The sequence below is a fragment of the Angustibacter aerolatus genome (assembly GCF_054776675.1).
In genome coordinates, this window is the sequence record NZ_BAAHBM010000071.1 from 1 (window position 1) to 14366 (window position 14366).

Consider the following 14366-nt stretch of genomic DNA (forward strand, 5'->3'; position numbering starts at 1 on the left):
GACTTGAGCTCGGCCGGGCGGACGTCGAGCGGCTGGTGGCCCGCACCGCGAGCGGGGCGCTCGGCGAGCCGACCGTGAGCCGGGTGCTCGCCCTCGACGTCGAGCGCGGGCCGGCCCAGGGCGCGACCTGGCGGGTGGGTGCGATCGACGGGCCGGGCGTGGCCGAGCGGCTGCTCGGTCCCGACGTCGTCGAGCTGCTGGCCGCCCCGACCGACCTGGCCGCCGCGCTGGCCGAGCCGTCCGCCGCCCGCCGCGAGCGCGTCGTCCGCACCGCGCAGGCCACCGCGACGGCGGCGGCCGCCGTCGGGGCGCGCCGGCTGGTCGCCGTCACCAGCGCCATGGTGCTCGGGGCGGAGGCCGACAACCCGGTGCCGCTGCCCGACGACGCGCCCGTGCGCGCGCTGCCGGACGACGGCGTGGTGGGCGATCTGCTGGAGGTCGAGCAGGTGCTGGCCCGGGTGCCGCGCACCCACCCCCAGCTGGCGCTCGCCGTGCTGCGGCCCGCGGCGATCGTCGGCCCCGGCGTCGACACGGTCGTCAGCCGGCACTTCGAGGCGCCCCGGCTGCTGGTGCTGCGCGACGCGCGCACGGTCTGGCAGTTCTGCCACGTCGACGACCTGGCCGAGGCGGTGGCGGTGACCGTGACCGCGGGGCTCGACGGCGCGCTCACCGTCGGCTCCGACGGGGCGCTCGAGCAGGCCGACGTCGAGCGCGTCTCGGGCATGCGCCGGGTCGAGCTGCCGCAGGCGCTCGCGGTGGGCACGGCCGAGCGGCTGCACCGGGTGGGGGTGCTGCCGACGCCGGCCAGCGACCTGTCGTACGTCGTGCACCCGTGGGCGGTGTCGGCGCAGCGGCTGCGCGAGGCCGGGTGGGTGGCGACGTACGACAACGAGACGTGCCTCGGCGTGCTGCTGGAGCAGGTGCGCGGGCACCACGCCGAGCGGGCCCGCCTGCTCGACCGCCGCGCCGCCGCGCTCGGGGCGGCCGGTGCCGCCGTCGCGCTGGTGGGCACGGCCGCGATCCTGCGGCGGCGACGTCGACGGGACGGCTCGTGAGCACCGACGGGCCCGCCGGCGGTGTCGTCCGGCTGGCGGAGGTCAGCGACGTGCCGTTGTCGGTCGACGCGGTGCTGGCCGCCGTGGGCGACCCGGCGGCGGGCGGCACCACGCTGTTCGTCGGCACCGTGCGCGATCACGACGAGCAGCGCACGGTGCAGGCGCTGCGCTACCTGGGGCACCCGACCGCCGAGGACCGGCTGCGGGCCGTCCTGGACGGCGTCGCCGAGCGGCACGACGTGCACGCCCTCGCCGCGGTGCACCGGGTCGGCGACCTCGTCGTGGGCGACCTGGCCGTCGTGGTCGCGGCCGCCGCCTCGCACCGCGGCACCGCCTTCGACGCCTGCCGCGACGCGATCGACACCCTGAAGCAGGAGGTGCCGATCTGGAAGGAGCAGGTCTTCGACGACGGCGGCTCCGAGTGGGTCGGGTCGCCGTAGCGCGGCGGCCTCCCGGCGCGCTCCCAGCCGAGGCCCAGCGACCGTCGGTACCATCGCTGCGGTGCCGACCGACGACCTCGCGACGACCCTGTCGAGGGCGCCGTTCTGGGCGTGGTGGCTCGCGCCGGTGCTGGTGACCGCGGTGGTCGCCCTCGTCGTCCGGCTGGCGCGGCGCGAGCGTCGTCCGCGAGGCGGGGCGGACGCGGTCGACGACTACGAGCGGTTCCGCACGGCGATGTCCGTCGTGCGCCGGCCCGGGGAGCGCCCGGGCCCGGCTGACAGCGAGCGAGGCGAAGAGTGAGCGACGTCGGCACCGGACCGCTGCTGCGTGCGCCGGTCGAGGAACCGCTCGGCACCCACCGGCTCGGCTCGCGCGGGCGCACCGTCGTCGTGACGGGTGTGCTGTGCCTGCTGCTGGCCACCCTGGTGAGCGTGCTCCCGGCGCCGTACGCCGTGTACGCGCCGGGGCCGGTCACCAACGTGCTCGGTGCCGTCGGCGGCCGGCAGCTCATCACCATCAGCGGGCGCGCCAGCTACCCGGCGAAGGGCACGCTCGACATGACCACCGTCGAGGTCTTCGGCGGGCCCGGGCACAAGGTGACGCTGCGCGAGGTGCTGCAGGGCTGGGTGTCGCGCAGCCGTGCGGTGCTGCCCGTCGAGCAGGTCTTCCCGCCCGGGCAGACCGAGCAGCAGGTGCAGTCGGAGAACACCCAGGAGATGACCGACTCGCAGACCAGCGCCTCGGTGGCCGGGCTGCGCGAGGCGGGGGTGACGGTGCCCGAGACGGTCGCCGTCGCCGACGTCGCGGCCGGCGCCCCGGCGGCGTCGGTGCTGAAGGCCGGCGACGTCATCCGCTCGGTCGACGGCACCGCCGTGTCGTCCAGCGACGCGCTGCGGGCCGCGATCACCGCGAAGCCCGCGGGGTCGACGCTGCGGCTGGGCCTGCGCCGCGGCGGCGACGACCTCGAGGTGAGCGCGAGCACGACGGCACAGGACGGCCGCACGGTGCTGGGCATCGGCCTCGCCCCGCGCTACGACCTGCCGTTCGACGTGCGCTTCGGCACCCGCGACGTCGGCGGCCCCAGCGCCGGCATGATGTTCGCGCTCGGCATCTACGACCTGCTGACGCCCGGCGAGCTGACCGAGGGCCAGCAGATCGCCGGCACCGGCACGATCGACGGCGCGGGCCGGGTCGGGCCGATCGGTGGCATCGCGCAGAAGCTGGTCGGCGCCCGCGAGGCGGGCGCCCGGTGGTTCCTCGCGCCGGCCGACAACTGCGACGAGGTGGTGGGCAACGTGCCCGACGGCCTGCGCGTGGTGCGGACGTCGTCGCTGCACGAGTCGCGGACGGCGGTCGAGGCCATCGCCGCCGGGCGCGGGGCGTCGCTGCCCACCTGCACCAGGTAGCCGCTAGCCCTCCAGCGTGGCCTGCAGCGCGGCGACCAGGCCGGGCACCAGGTCGGGGCCGACCGCGACCGAGCCGTCCTCGTCGTGACCGCGCTGGCGAAGGGCGCACACGTGCTCGCCGTCGCGCAGCACCGCGACCAGCAGCCGCACGTCCGCCCGCTCGGGGTGGGCGGCGAGGTGCTCGACGGCCGCGTCGGGTGCGTCGGGCAGGTCGCGTTCGGCGCTCGGCGGCACGACCAGCCGCTCCACCATCAACGCCACGCCGTCGACGTCGGGACCCCAGGCCAGCCGGCCCAGCACCGACTCCAGCGACGACGTCCGCGGCACGCCCTCCTGCTCGACGCTGGTCAGGTGCTCCGGGTCGCGCTGCGCGGCCTGCACGGCCTGCGGGCCCAGCTGCTGGGCGAGGCCGGGCTCGCGGCGCAGCATGCCGGCGGTGCGGACGAGGGCGAACAGCCGCGGCGGCTGGTCCCAGCCGGCGGCGGCGACGTGGCGCTCGGTCTCGAGCACGGCACGGGTCAGGGCGTCGGTCACCGGGACATCGTGCCGCACCGGCACCGGCGGCCACAGCAGGCCCTGTGGAGGGTGCGTCGCCGTCCACAGGCACAGCGGCACCACAGCAGGAACGTGGCGGGGCACAGGTACGTTGGTCGGGCGAAGGGCTGGTCTCGGGGCGAGGGTCACGGGGGTCGGGCCCGCACCACCGCCCGATCGAGAGGAACCGACGTGAGCTTCGACCCACCCTGGGGTGGCCGCCGTCCGCAGGGGAGCGGTGACCGTCCCGTGGTGCGTCCGCGCCGGCGCGGTGCGCTGCTGCCGACGCTCGCGGTGCTCGCGGTCGTCGTCGTGCTGGCGGTCGCCGGGTCGCGGGTGTGGGTCGACGTGCTCTGGTTCGACGCCATCGGCTTCCGCAGCGTCTTCACCACCACGCTGCTGGCCCGGCTGCTGCTCTTCGTCGTCGCGGCCCTGCTGACCGGTGCCGCCGTCGCCGCGAGCCTGTCGTTCGCCTACCACCGGCGGCCGATCTACGCGCCGGTGTCGCCCGAGCAGGCGGCCCTCGACCGCTACCGCGAGCAGGTCGAGCCGCTGCGCCGCGTCGCCACGGTGGTGATCCCGGTCGCGGTGGCGCTCATCTCCGGTGCGGCGGCGTCCGAGCGCTGGCAGGTGCTCGAGCAGTGGCTGCACCGCACGTCGTTCGGCGTGCGCGACCCGCAGTTCGGGCTCGACGTCGGCTTCTTCGTCTTCACGCTGCCCTTCCTGCGGTTCGTGCTCAGCCTGCTCACCGCAGCGACGGTGCTCTCCGCGGTCGCCGCGTTCGTCGTGCACTACCTCTACGGCGGCCTGCGCCTGCAGGGCGGCGACGGCCGCACCACCACCGCGGCCCGGGTGCACCTGTCGCTGCTCGTCGGCCTGTTCGTGCTGCTGCGCGGCGCCGCCTACTGGCTCGACCGCTACTCGCTCACCACCGCCCGGCACTCGCTCAAGGGCGACTTCACCGGCATGACGTACACCGACGTGCACGCGGTGCTGCCGGCCAAGATGTTCCTCGCGATCGCGGCGGTGGTCGTGGGCCTGGTCTTCGTCGCCTCCATCTGGCTGGGGTCGTGGCGGCTGCCGGCGATCGCGACGGCGCTGCTCGTCGTGTGCGCCGTCGTCGTCGGTGGCATCTACCCGGCCGTCGTCCAGCGGTTCCAGGTCAAGCCGAGCGAGCAGTCGCGCGAGCGACCGTTCATCGAGCGCAACATCCAGGCGACCCGCGCGGCCTACGGGCTGCAGGACATCGACGTCCAGGCGTACGACGCGAAGACCGGCGCGACCGCGGGTCAGCTGCGTGCCGACGCGGCCACGGTCCCGGGGATCAGGCTCGTCGACCCGGCCCTCGTCTCCGACGCCTTCCGCCAGCTCGAGCAGGTGCGCGGCTACTACTCCTTCCCCGACAGCCTCGACGTCGACCGCTACCGGATCGACGGCACCTCGCGCGACACCGTGGTCGCGGTGCGCGAGCTGCAGCTGTCCGGGCTGCCGGACGCCCAGCGCAGCTGGGTCAACGACCACACCACCTACACCCACGGCTTCGGCGTCGTCGCGGCGTACGGCAACCAGCGCACCGTGGAGGGCAAGCCGTCGTTCGCCGAGGGCGACCTGCCCCCCACCGGTCAGCTGGGCAAGTACGAGCCGCGCATCTACTTCGGCGAGCAGTCGCCGTCGTACTCCATCGTGGGCGCGCCGTCGGGCTCGCAGCCGGCTGAGTTCGACTACCCCGACGAGAGCGCCAGCGGTCAGAAGTACACGACGTACACCGGTCGCGGCGGCGTCGCCATGGGCTCGCCGCTGCGCCGGCTGGCGTTCGCGATCGAGCAGCAGGACTTCAACATCCTGGTGTCCGACAAGGTGAACTCCAGCTCGCGCATCCTGTTCGACCGGCAGCCGCGCGAGCGGGTGCAGAAGGTCGCGCCCTGGCTGACGCTCGACGGCGACCCGTACCCCGCGGTCGTCGACGGCCGCGTGCAGTGGATCGTCGACGGCTTCACGACCTCGCCGAACTACCCCAACGCACAGAACACGACGCTGGGGCAGGCGACCACCGACTCGCTGACCGCGCGCACGCAGAGCGTGACGGCCCTCGCGAACGAGCGCGTCAACTACCTGCGCAACTCGGTGAAGGCCACGGTCGACGCCTACGACGGCACGGTGAAGCTGTACGCCTGGGACGCGAGCGACCCGGTGCTCCGCACCTGGATGAAGGTCTTCCCGGGCACGGTCCAGCCGCTCTCGGCGATGAGCGCCGACCTCATGCAGCACGTGCGCTACCCCGAGGACCTCTTCAAGGTGCAGCGCGCCCTGCTCGGGCAGTACCACGTCACCGACCCGACCTCGTTCTACAGCGGCGACGACTTCTGGAAGGTGCCGGACGACCCGACGCAGACGGGCGCGGCCACCGACCAGCCGCCGTACTTCCTGACGCTGCAGATGCCCGGCCAGAAGACCTCTTCGTTCTCGCTGACGTCGACGTTCATCCCGGCCGGCAACAACTCCCGCAACGTGCTCACCGCGTTCGTCGCGGTCGACTCCGACGCGGGCACCGCAGCGGGTCGCAAGGCCGACGGGTACGGCAAGATCCGCGTGCTCCAGCTGCCGCGCAACGCCGTCGTGTCCGGCCCCGGCCAGGTGCAGAACAACTTCAACAGCAACACGACGGTGTCCTCCGCACTCAACCTGTTGCGTCAGGGCAACAGCAAGGTCGAGAGCGGCAACCTGCTGACGCTGCCGGTCGGTGGCGGCCTGCTCTACGTGCAGCCCGTCTACGTCCGCGGCTCCGGGTCCGGCGGGTCCACCTCGTACCCGCTGCTGCAGAAGGTGCTGGTGAGCTTCGGCGACCAGATCGGCTTCGCCGACACCCTCGACCAGGCGCTCGACCAGGTGTTCGGGGGTGACTCCGGGGCCGACGCCGGTGACGCCGGCCAGGGCGGCACGGGCGGCACGGGGGGTACCGGCGGCACGCCGCCGGCCACCACGCCGGCCGAGCAGCTGAAGCAGGCCCTCGCCGACGCCCAGCAGGCCATCAAGGACGGGCAGGCTGCGCTGGCCAAGCAGGACTTCACCGCCTACGGCGAGGCGCAGAAGCGGCTGCAGGACGCCCTGCAGCGGGCCGTCACCGCGGACGCCGAGGGCGCCAGCGGGGCGGGCGGCACGCCGTCGGCGAGCCCGTCCGCCACGCCGTCCGGCAGCGCGTCGGTCGGTGCGTCGGCGCCTGCGAGCCCGTCGCCGTCGGCGACCTCGCCGGCTGCGACGCCGAGCAGCACCGCCGCCCCGGCGGGCTGACCGGTCGTCCCCGATTTGCCCCGCGCGGCCCGGCTGACGTAACCTGAAGTCACTTCGGCCCGCACTCGGGGCCGACGGCGCGGGGTGGAGCAGCTCGGTAGCTCGCTGGGCTCATAACCCAGAGGTCGCAGGTTCAAATCCTGCCCCCGCTACCACCGCAGGAGGCCCGGACCACTGGTCCGGGCCTTCTGTCGTCTCCGGGCTCGCTGTCCCCCGCTCCGGCCGTCAGGCCGGCGCGACGCGGCTAGAAGCGGGGGAGCCGCAGCAGGTCGTCGCGCCAGGTGCGGTCGTCGACCGTGCGCAGGTACGGCGGCCCCTCGGCCGGGTGCACGACGGTGACCGTGGTCTCGGTGTCGTCCGCGTGGGCGAACGCCAGGTTGGTGGTGCAGCGCTCGAGCCAGTGGACGATCTCCTCGCGCGGGGAGTCGCCGGTCTCGCCACCCGGTTCGCGGCGCCACTGCAGCCGGCTGATGTGCCGGTGCGTCGGGCCGCCCTGCAGTCGGATCGCGGTGATCTGCAACGGCATGCGGCGGACGCTATCGCGCTGCCCGGCGTCGACCGTTAGTTTTGGGAAAGGTTTTGACAGACCCTGGTGAGAACTTGACGCCAGGGCCCGGCCGCGGTCACGGCTGGTGGGTCAGCCCAGGTCGCGGTGGCGCTGCTGCACGCCCAGCTCGCCGTACGGGTAGTCGGCGGCGAGCGGCGTGCTGGCGGCGTCGAGCCGCTCGGTCTCGGCGGCGTCGAGGTGCAGGTCGCCGGCGCGCAGGTTCGTCTCGAGCTGCTCGAGCGTGCGGGCGCCGAGGATGGTCGAGGTGACGCCGGGGCGGTCGGTCACCCAGGCGAGGGCGACCTCGGCCATGCTGACGCCGCGCGCCTCGGCGACCTCCTGCACCGCGGCGACGACGTCCCAGGTGCGCTCGGTGCCGCGCCGGTCGTACGCCTCCATGCCGCGGTCGGGGTCCTCGCCCAGCCGGGTGTCGCCGGTCGGACGCTGGTCCTTGCGGTACTTGCCCGACAGGTAGCCGCCGCCGAGCGGGCTCCACGGCAGCATGCCCAGGCCGGCGTCGAGCACGGCGGGCACGATCTCCCACTCGATCTCGCGCACCAGCAGGCTGTACTGCGGCTGCAGGGTCACCGGCCCCTCGAGCCCGAGGGCGGCGGCGACCTGCACCAGCTTCATGAGCTGCCAGCCGGTGAAGTTCGACAGGCCGTAGTAGCGGATCTTGCCCTGCTGCACGAAGCCGTCCAGCGTGCGCAGGGTCTCGTCGAGCGGCGTGTGCGCGTCGAACGCGTGCACCTGGTAGAGGTCGACGTGGTCGCGCCCGAGGCGGCGCAGCGACGCGTCGAGCGCCCGGGTCAGGTGGCGGCGCGACAGGCCGAGCCCGTTCGGCTCGGGCACGGTGGCGAAGCGTCCCTTCGTCGCCAGCACGACCCGCTCGGTGACGTCGTCCGGACGGTCGGCGAACCACCGTCCGATGATCTCCTCCGACACGCCCTTGCTGTAGACGTCGGCGGTGTCGACCAGCGTGCCGCCGGACTCGACGAAGGCGTCGAGCTGCGCGTGCGACACGCCCTCGTCGCTCTCCGTGCCGAAGGTCATGGTGCCGAGGGCGAGGTTCGAGACGGCGCAGCCGCTGCGGCCGAGGGTGCGGTACTCCATGCACCGCAGTCGACCACACCCGGCCGCGGTCGGCGCGGGCTGAGCCACCGTCTACCCTCGGCGCGATGCGGGTGTTCGTGGCGCTGGTGCCCCCTCCCGAGGCCGTCGAGCACCTCGAGGCGTTCCTCGACGTGCGCCGCGACGCCGACGCGGACCTCCGCTGGTCGCGTCCCGAGCAGTGGCACGTGACGCTGGCCTTCGCGGCGGACGTGCGCGAACGCGTGCTCGACGACCTGGTCGACGGGCTGAGCGAGGCCGCCGGACGCCGCCCCGCGCTCGACCTCGCCGTGGCCGGCGGTGGTGCGTTCCCGGACGCCGCGTCCGCCCGGGTGCTGTACGCCGGGCTCGTCGCGCCGCCGGGCGGTGCGGACGACGTCGGCGAGCAGCTGCAGCGGCTGTCGGCCGCGACCCGCACCGCGTGCGCCCGCGCCGGTGCGCCGGTCGACGGCGCCCGCTTCACCCCGCACGTGACCCTCGCCCGGCTCGGTCGGCCGCGCGACGTCACCCGCTGGGTGCGGCTGCTGGCGACGTACGAGGGGCCGGCCTGGACGGCGGGGGAGCTGCACCTCGTGCGCTCGCACCTCGGCCAGGGCCGGCACGGGGGAACGCGGCACGAGCCGCTCGCCGCGCTGCCGCTGGCCTGACGCGCGCGCCGTCCGACCCGTACCCTGAGGCCCCCCACGACCACCCGGAGGTTCGATGGCACCGGTGACGCGCGGCTTCCGCAGCCGCGGGCAGGAGCGCGACCCGCGGCTGCCACCCGGCCAGTACGACACGCAGGGCGAGTGGCCGGTGCTGACCGCCGAGGTCACGCCCAACCTGCGGCCCGAGCGCTGGACGATGTCGGTCGACGGCCTGGTCGACCGCCCGTCGAGCTGGTCGTGGGACGAGATGCACGCCTTGCCGCAGTCGACCTGGAGCGGCGACATCCACTGCGTCACCACCTGGTCGAAGCTCGAGACGTCGTTCGAGGGCGTGAGCGTCGACCTGCTGCTCGACGCCGCGGGCGTGCAGCCGGAGGCCGCGTACGTGCTGGCGACGTCGACCACCGGCTACACCACCAACCTCCCGCTCGACGACGTCACGGGCGGCAAGGCGTGGGTGGTCTGGAGCAACGAGGGCCGTCCGCTGTCGCCCGACCACGGTGGACCGGTGCGGCTGCTCGTGCCCCACCTGTACTTCTGGAAGAGCGCGAAGTGGGTCACCCGGCTGACGCTGCTCGAGCACGACCGGCAGGGGTTCTGGGAGCGCAACGGGTACCACGACCGCGGCGACCCGTGGTCCGAGCAGCGGTACCAGGGTGACTGAGCCGGTCGCCTCACCGGTGACGGCGGTGACGGCGGTGTCGGCGGTGCCGTCGGTGCCGACGTCCGGGCCGTGGCAGACGGCGGTGGTGCGCGAGGTGTCCCACCCCGCGCCCGGCGCCGTCGTGCTCCGCCTCGAGGTGCCCGACCGCGTCGTGCACGTGCCCGGTCAGCACCACGTCGTGCGGTTGACGGCGCCCGACGGCTACCGGGCGCAGCGCTCCTACTCGCTGGCCTCCGCGCCGTCCGACCCGCTGCTCGAGCTGTTCGTCGAGCGGCTGCCCGGGGGCGAGGTCAGCGGCTTCCTCGCCGAGGAGCTGCGCGTCGGCGACGAGGTCGAGGTGCGCGGCCCGATGGGTCGCTGGTTCACCTGGGACGGCGCCGACCCGGTGCTGTGCGTCGGCGGGGGCACCGGCGTGGTGCCGTTCGTCTCGATGCTGCGGCACGCCCGCGACGTCGGGGCGCTCGACCGCCTGCAGCTCGTCGTCGCGGCGCGGGCGCTGCCGCGGCTGCCGTACGCCGACGAGCTGGTCGACGCCGGCGCCACGATCGTGCTGTCGCGCCAGGCTCGGGGCGACCGTCCGGCGGGCCGGCTCGCCGAGGCCGACCTGGCCCCGTTCGTCGGCGACGGCCGCCGGGTGCTGGTCTGCGGCTCGGCCGGGTTCGCCGAGTCGGCCAGCCAGCTGCTCGTCGCCCTCGGTGTGCCCCCGGACGCCGTCCGCGTCGAGCGCTTCGGCGCCACCGGCTAGCCACCCCGCGCCACACCCCCGCCGAGCTGCCGCTTCCGGGGGTCCCGCGCGCCCTCCGGACCCCCAGGAAGTGGCAACTCGGCACGGGGGAGGGCAGGTGGCCACGGCGCACTGGTGCCGAGATGCGAGTCGTGGTTGCTGCAGAAGGCGTTCCGCCGACCACTGGCCGCAATCTCGGCAGGCCAGGACGCCGCGCCGCCGACCGAGGCGTGACGCCGTGGCTACCGGAGGTCGGCGGGGACCGGTTGCGGCGGGCGGGGTCCGCGGTAGCTGCCCGAGCCGCGGAACCGGAGCGGGGTCTCGTCGTACTCCTCGAGCGCGTGCGCGACCCAGCCGACGGTGCGGGCCACGCTGAAGACCACCTCGGCGGCGTCGTCCGGCATGCCGGCGGCCACGCCGAGCGCGGCGAGCCCCAGGTCGACGTTGGGCTCCTGCCCGGCGGCGTCGGCCAGCGCGAAGTCGTCGGCGGCGGCGACTCGGCCGCGGCGGGTGCGGTCCAGCCGCTCGAGCAGCTCGGGGCCACGGGGGTCGCCGTCGCGGTAGAGCCGGTGACCGAGGCCGGGGACCGGGCGGCCGGCCCGCAGGTGCGCCGCGACCACGTCGCGCGCACCACCCTCGACCGCCTGCCGCAGCGCCTGCGTCGCCAGGGTGCCCGCGCCGCCGTGCAGCGGACCCTCCATGGTCGCGAGCGCGGCGAGCACCACCGCGTGCACGTTGGCCCGGGTCGATGCCGCGGTGCGTGCCGCGACCGTCGACACCGCGAGGTCGTGGTCGACCAGCAGCACCAGCGCCGCGTCGAGGCAGGCGAGCAGCTGGGTGTCGACGCGGGCGTCGGTCAGACGCGCCCACAGCCGCCGACCGAGCGGCGAGTGCTCCGGGACGCGCGACCCGCCCCGCAGCGGCAGCGCCTCGACCATCGTCGCGATCAGCGAGCCCGCGGTGCGCACGACGGCGGCCGCCTGGACGTCGTAGCGCAGGGGGTCGGCGGCCGCTGCTGCCGCGACGGCGACCCGCAGCGCGTCGGCCGTCGACACGTCGCCGAGCGCGGCGACGGCGGCTCGCGCAGTCGCCAGCGGCTCGGGCTCGGGCTCGAAGTGGCCGCCCGGCCGCCCGGTCCACAACCAGCCGGCCAGCGGTTCGAGCCGCGTCACGCGCGACAGCTCGATGAGGTCGACTCCCCGCAGGTACGGCCGCCCCTCGTGCACCAGCGTGACGTCGGTGTCGATGACGGGTCCGCGCCACGACCCGTGCGAGCTCGGCCGCCGCGCGCCGCCACGCAGCGCCTCCACCTCGGCCCGGTCGAACGTGCTGCCCCGTCGCCCTGGGGCGCGCTCGCTGTGCAGGAGCCCGCGGCTGGCGTACGCGTAGACGGTCTCGAGCCGCACGCCGAGCAGGTCGGCGACCTCCAGGGAGGTCACTCTGGATGCGTCTGCGGCGCCGCGTGGACTCATGCATTGACTGTATCAACGTTGACAGATTCATCATGTCGAGCGCACCGTGGTCAACCCGACGACGATGTGGAGGCCGACGATGACCACGACCACGACGGACGTGCCACAGGAGGCGCCCCCCGGCCTGAAGGGGCTCGTGGTGACGCGCACGGCACTCGGCGACGTGCGTGGCAGCGAGGGCTTCTACCACTACCGCCAGCACAGCGCGGTCGAGCTCGCGCAGCGCCGTTCGCTCGAGGACGTGTGGTTCCTGCTGCTCGAGGGTCGGCTGCCCGGCGCCCAGGAGTCGCAGGCGTTCGCCGCCGAGGTGGCCGCGGCGCGCGAGCTGCCCGCCGAGGTGGCCGCCGTGCTGCCCGGCCTCGCCAGGGCGTGCGCCGACCCGTTGGCGGCGCTGCGTGCCGGGCTCTCGCTGCTGGGCGGCGTGCTCGGGGTGCAGCCCGTCTACGACCTGGACGAGCCGTCGCGGCGACGTGACGCCGTGCGCCTCGCCGCCGCGGTGCCGACCCTGCTGGCCGTTGCCGCCAGGGCCCGTGCGGGTCTCGACCCGGTGCGGCCCGACGACGACCTCGGGCACGCTGCCGCGTACCTGATGATGCTGACCGGTCGGCGTCCGGAACCGCGGTTCGCGCGCGCGCTGGAGCAGTACCTCGTGCTGACGGTCGACCACGGGTTCAACGCCTCGACGTTCACCTCGCGAGTGGTGGCGTCGACGGGAGCGGACGTCTCGTCGTGCCTCGTGGCCGCGGTGGGAGCGCTCTCAGGTCCGCTGCACGGAGGCGCGCCCAGCCGCGCCCTCGACGCGCTCGACGCCATCGCGACGCCGGACCGAGCGCGCGACTGGATCACCGAGCAGGTGGCATCGGGACGTCGGGTGATGGGCTTCGGCCACCCGGTGTACCGCACCGAGGACCCGCGCTCGAGGATGCTGCGCGCCGTCGCGGAGGAGCTCGCTGCCGGCGGCGACGACCCCCGGGCCCGGGCGCTGGTGGGGCTCGCCACCGAGGTCGAGCGCACGGTGGTCGGGGTGCTCGCCGAGCTGAAGCCGGGCCGCGAGCTGCACACGAACGTCGAGTTCTACGCCGGTGTGGTGATGGAGCTGTGCGGCCTGCCGCGCTCGGCCTTCACGCCGACGTTCGCGGTCGCCAGGGTGCTCGGCTGGACGGCGAACGTGCTGGAGCAGGCGCGCGACCCGCGGATCATCCGACCGTCGGCCAGGTACGTCGGACCACCCGCTCCGCAACCGGTCCCGAGCCCAGCGTGACGACCGTGCCCCGTGCGGTGGAGTCTGCTGGAACCGCTGCGGCGCAGGGGTTCTGCCTGCCACGCTGACGTCTGTCAGGGGTGGTTCGAGGCGCGGGGGAGACACGCAGATGCAGGTCGCCGAGGTGCCCGCCGAGACGCCGGTGGCGCCGGGGGTGCGACCGCTGTCCGTGGTGCTCGTCGGGTCGCAGCAGGTGCTCGCCGCCGGCGTGCGGCACACCCTCGAGCTGGACGGCGTGCGCGTCGCGCCCGGGTGCGCCGAGGCGTCGGTGGCCGCCCAGGTCGTCGTCGAGCAGCAGCCCGACCTGTGCCTGGTGCTCGCGACCGACGCGACCGACGCGACCGACGCGCTCGCGGTGGTCGAGGCGGTGCGGGCCGTCGCGCCCGCGGTCGCCGTCGTCGTGCTCTCGCGCGACGACGCCGACGTCGAAGGCGACGCGCTCCTGCGCGCCGTGAGCGCCGGTGCCGCCGGCTGGTTGTCGCTGGACGCGGCTCCGGAGACGCTCGGCCGCACGCTGCGCGCCGCGGCGGCGGGGGAGCCCGCGCTGTCGCGACGGCACGTCGGCCGACTGCTCGAGGTGCTGCGCCGCTCGCACGGACGCACCCTGCGCCTGCCCGACGGCCGCACGGTCGGGCTCACCGCTCGCGAGCACGAGACGCTGCAGCAGCTGGCCCGCGACACCTCCACCACCGGGGTGGCGGCCCGGCTCGGGGTGAGCGAGAGCACCGCTCGCTGGCACATCGCCGGTCTGGTGCGCAAGCTCGGCGCCACCTCGCGGCAGGACGCCGTGCGGCTCGCCGGGCTCGCCCCGACCGGTCGCACCGCGTCGCTCGGGGCGGCGGACGCCGCCGTCCCCGGCCAGCGCACGCGGTCCGCCGCAGCGCCCTAGGACGACGGGCGCGCCCGACCGTCGGCGGGCGACGCCACCGCCGGCCTCGACCTGCAGCTGAGCGAGGCGCAGCGCCCACCCGGCGAACAGCACGATCCCCAGCGCCGACCAGTGCTGCCGCGACCAGCGGACGACGATCGAACGCCTGCCGTGCGCTGCCTGCCGTGCGCTGCCTGCCGTGCGCTGCCTGCGGATCGCTGCCTGCGGATCGCTGCCTGAGGGCGGCTGCCTTCGGACCGCTGCGCTGACGACCGCTGCGCTGACGACCGCTGCGCTGACGACCGCTGCGCTGACGACCGCTGCGCTGACGACCGCTGCGCTGACGACC

14 protein-coding genes and 1 tRNA gene are annotated in these 14366 nt (G+C 75.1%); 11 read left to right on the forward strand and 4 right to left on the reverse strand.

Annotation, left to right across the window (positions count from 1 at the left end):
- From ACYVI6_RS14465 to ACYVI6_RS14480, 4 genes are all read left to right on the forward strand, one after another.
- Positions 1-1055: NAD-dependent epimerase/dehydratase family protein (locus tag ACYVI6_RS14465; protein ID WP_460447043.1), on the forward strand; the 1055-nt coding region annotated here is incomplete at its 5' end.
- Positions 1052-1495: a molybdenum cofactor biosynthesis protein MoaE gene (locus ACYVI6_RS14470; protein ID WP_284290152.1), complete on the forward strand. Its 444-nt coding sequence runs from the start codon at positions 1052-1054 to the stop codon at positions 1493-1495. The genes ACYVI6_RS14465 and ACYVI6_RS14470, both read left to right, overlap by 4 nt.
- A 61-nt stretch (positions 1496-1556) precedes the next feature.
- The gene (locus ACYVI6_RS14475) at positions 1557-1796 is read left to right on the forward strand and encodes a hypothetical protein (protein ID WP_460447044.1); all 240 of its coding nucleotides are present in this window, start codon (positions 1557-1559) and stop codon (positions 1794-1796) included.
- Positions 1793-2902 (forward strand): YlbL family protein, encoded by a 1110-nt coding sequence (locus ACYVI6_RS14480; protein ID WP_460447045.1) that lies wholly within the window; start codon positions 1793-1795, stop codon positions 2900-2902. Before ACYVI6_RS14475 ends, ACYVI6_RS14480 begins: the two co-directional genes overlap by 4 nt.
- Before the next feature lie 3 nt (positions 2903-2905).
- Here ACYVI6_RS14480 and ACYVI6_RS14485 read toward each other — a convergent pair whose 3' ends face one another.
- Positions 2906-3436 (reverse strand): PPA1309 family protein, encoded by a 531-nt coding sequence (locus ACYVI6_RS14485; protein ID WP_460447046.1) that lies wholly within the window; start codon positions 3434-3436, stop codon positions 2906-2908.
- Positions 3437-3628: 192 nt separating this feature from the next.
- Here ACYVI6_RS14485 and ACYVI6_RS14490 point away from each other — a divergent pair, with 192 nt between their 5' ends.
- Positions 3629-6724 (forward strand): UPF0182 family membrane protein, encoded by a 3096-nt coding sequence (locus ACYVI6_RS14490; RefSeq protein ID WP_460447047.1) that lies wholly within the window; start codon positions 3629-3631, stop codon positions 6722-6724.
- Positions 6725-6802: 78 nt separating this feature from the next.
- A tRNA-Met gene (locus tag ACYVI6_RS14495) sits at positions 6803-6879 on the forward strand.
- Positions 6880-6968: 89 nt separating this feature from the next.
- On the opposite strand, the gene ACYVI6_RS14500 is transcribed toward ACYVI6_RS14495, so the two are convergent.
- Both ACYVI6_RS14500 and ACYVI6_RS14505 read right to left on the reverse strand, forming a co-directional pair.
- Entirely contained in the window at positions 6969-7250 is a 282-nt protein-coding gene (locus ACYVI6_RS14500) for a DUF3892 domain-containing protein (RefSeq protein ID WP_284290158.1), read from the reverse strand.
- A 111-nt stretch (positions 7251-7361) separates the two neighbouring features.
- Positions 7362-8384 carry an aldo/keto reductase gene (locus ACYVI6_RS14505; protein ID WP_460447048.1) on the reverse strand — a complete coding sequence of 341 codons (1023 nt, stop codon included), beginning with the start codon at positions 8382-8384 and terminating at the stop codon, positions 7362-7364.
- Between the two features lie 65 nt (positions 8385-8449).
- Between ACYVI6_RS14505 and thpR the strand changes: the two genes are divergently transcribed.
- Genes thpR through ACYVI6_RS14520 form a run of 3 tightly spaced genes read left to right on the forward strand, consistent with a single transcriptional unit; the run spans position 8450 to position 10437 of the window.
- Entirely contained in the window at positions 8450-9028 is a 579-nt protein-coding gene (thpR, locus tag ACYVI6_RS14510) for an RNA 2',3'-cyclic phosphodiesterase (protein ID WP_460447049.1), read from the forward strand.
- Between the two features lie 55 nt (positions 9029-9083).
- The gene (locus ACYVI6_RS14515; protein WP_460447050.1) at positions 9084-9692 is read left to right on the forward strand and encodes a sulfite oxidase-like oxidoreductase; all 609 of its coding nucleotides are present in this window, start codon (positions 9084-9086) and stop codon (positions 9690-9692) included.
- Positions 9685-10437: an FAD-binding oxidoreductase gene (locus ACYVI6_RS14520; protein ID WP_460447051.1), complete on the forward strand. Its 753-nt coding sequence runs from the start codon at positions 9685-9687 to the stop codon at positions 10435-10437. Before ACYVI6_RS14515 ends, ACYVI6_RS14520 begins: the two co-directional genes overlap by 8 nt.
- 221 nt (positions 10438-10658) lie before the next feature.
- On the opposite strand, the gene ACYVI6_RS14525 is transcribed toward ACYVI6_RS14520, so the two are convergent.
- Positions 10659-11888, reverse strand: a complete 1230-nt coding sequence (locus ACYVI6_RS14525) for a citrate/2-methylcitrate synthase (RefSeq protein WP_460447052.1) — start codon at positions 11886-11888, stop codon at positions 10659-10661.
- A gap of 79 nt (positions 11889-11967) precedes the next feature.
- Between ACYVI6_RS14525 and ACYVI6_RS14530 the strand changes: the two genes are divergently transcribed.
- On the forward strand, positions 11968-13149 hold the full coding sequence (locus ACYVI6_RS14530) for a citrate/2-methylcitrate synthase (protein WP_460447053.1): 1182 nt from the start codon (positions 11968-11970) through the stop codon (positions 13147-13149).
- A 109-nt stretch (positions 13150-13258) separates the two neighbouring features.
- A complete protein-coding gene (locus ACYVI6_RS14535) occupies positions 13259-14038 on the forward strand; it encodes a response regulator transcription factor (RefSeq protein WP_460447054.1) in 780 nt (259 codons plus the stop codon).
- Positions 14039-14366: the final 328 nt, after the last annotated feature.

Bases quoted from the DNA above. Each gene is read 5' to 3' on its own strand.
- ACYVI6_RS14500 (WP_284290158.1), bottom strand. From the start codon at position 7,250: ATGCCGTTGCAGATCACCGCGATCCGACTGCAGGGCGGCCCGACGCAC.
- ACYVI6_RS14505 (WP_460447048.1), bottom strand. From the start codon at position 8,384: ATGGAGTACCGCACCCTCGGCCGCAGCGGCTGCGCCGTCTCGAACCTC.
- thpR (WP_460447049.1), top strand. From the start codon at position 8,450: ATGCGGGTGTTCGTGGCGCTGGTGCCCCCTCCCGAGGCCGTCGAGCAC.
- ACYVI6_RS14515 (WP_460447050.1), top strand. From the start codon at position 9,084: ATGGCACCGGTGACGCGCGGCTTCCGCAGCCGCGGGCAGGAGCGCGAC.
- ACYVI6_RS14525 (WP_460447052.1), bottom strand. From the start codon at position 11,888: ATGAGTCCACGCGGCGCCGCAGACGCATCCAGAGTGACCTCCCTGGAG.
- ACYVI6_RS14530 (WP_460447053.1), top strand. From the start codon at position 11,968: ATGACCACGACCACGACGGACGTGCCACAGGAGGCGCCCCCCGGCCTG.
- ACYVI6_RS14535 (WP_460447054.1), top strand. From the start codon at position 13,259: ATGCAGGTCGCCGAGGTGCCCGCCGAGACGCCGGTGGCGCCGGGGGTG.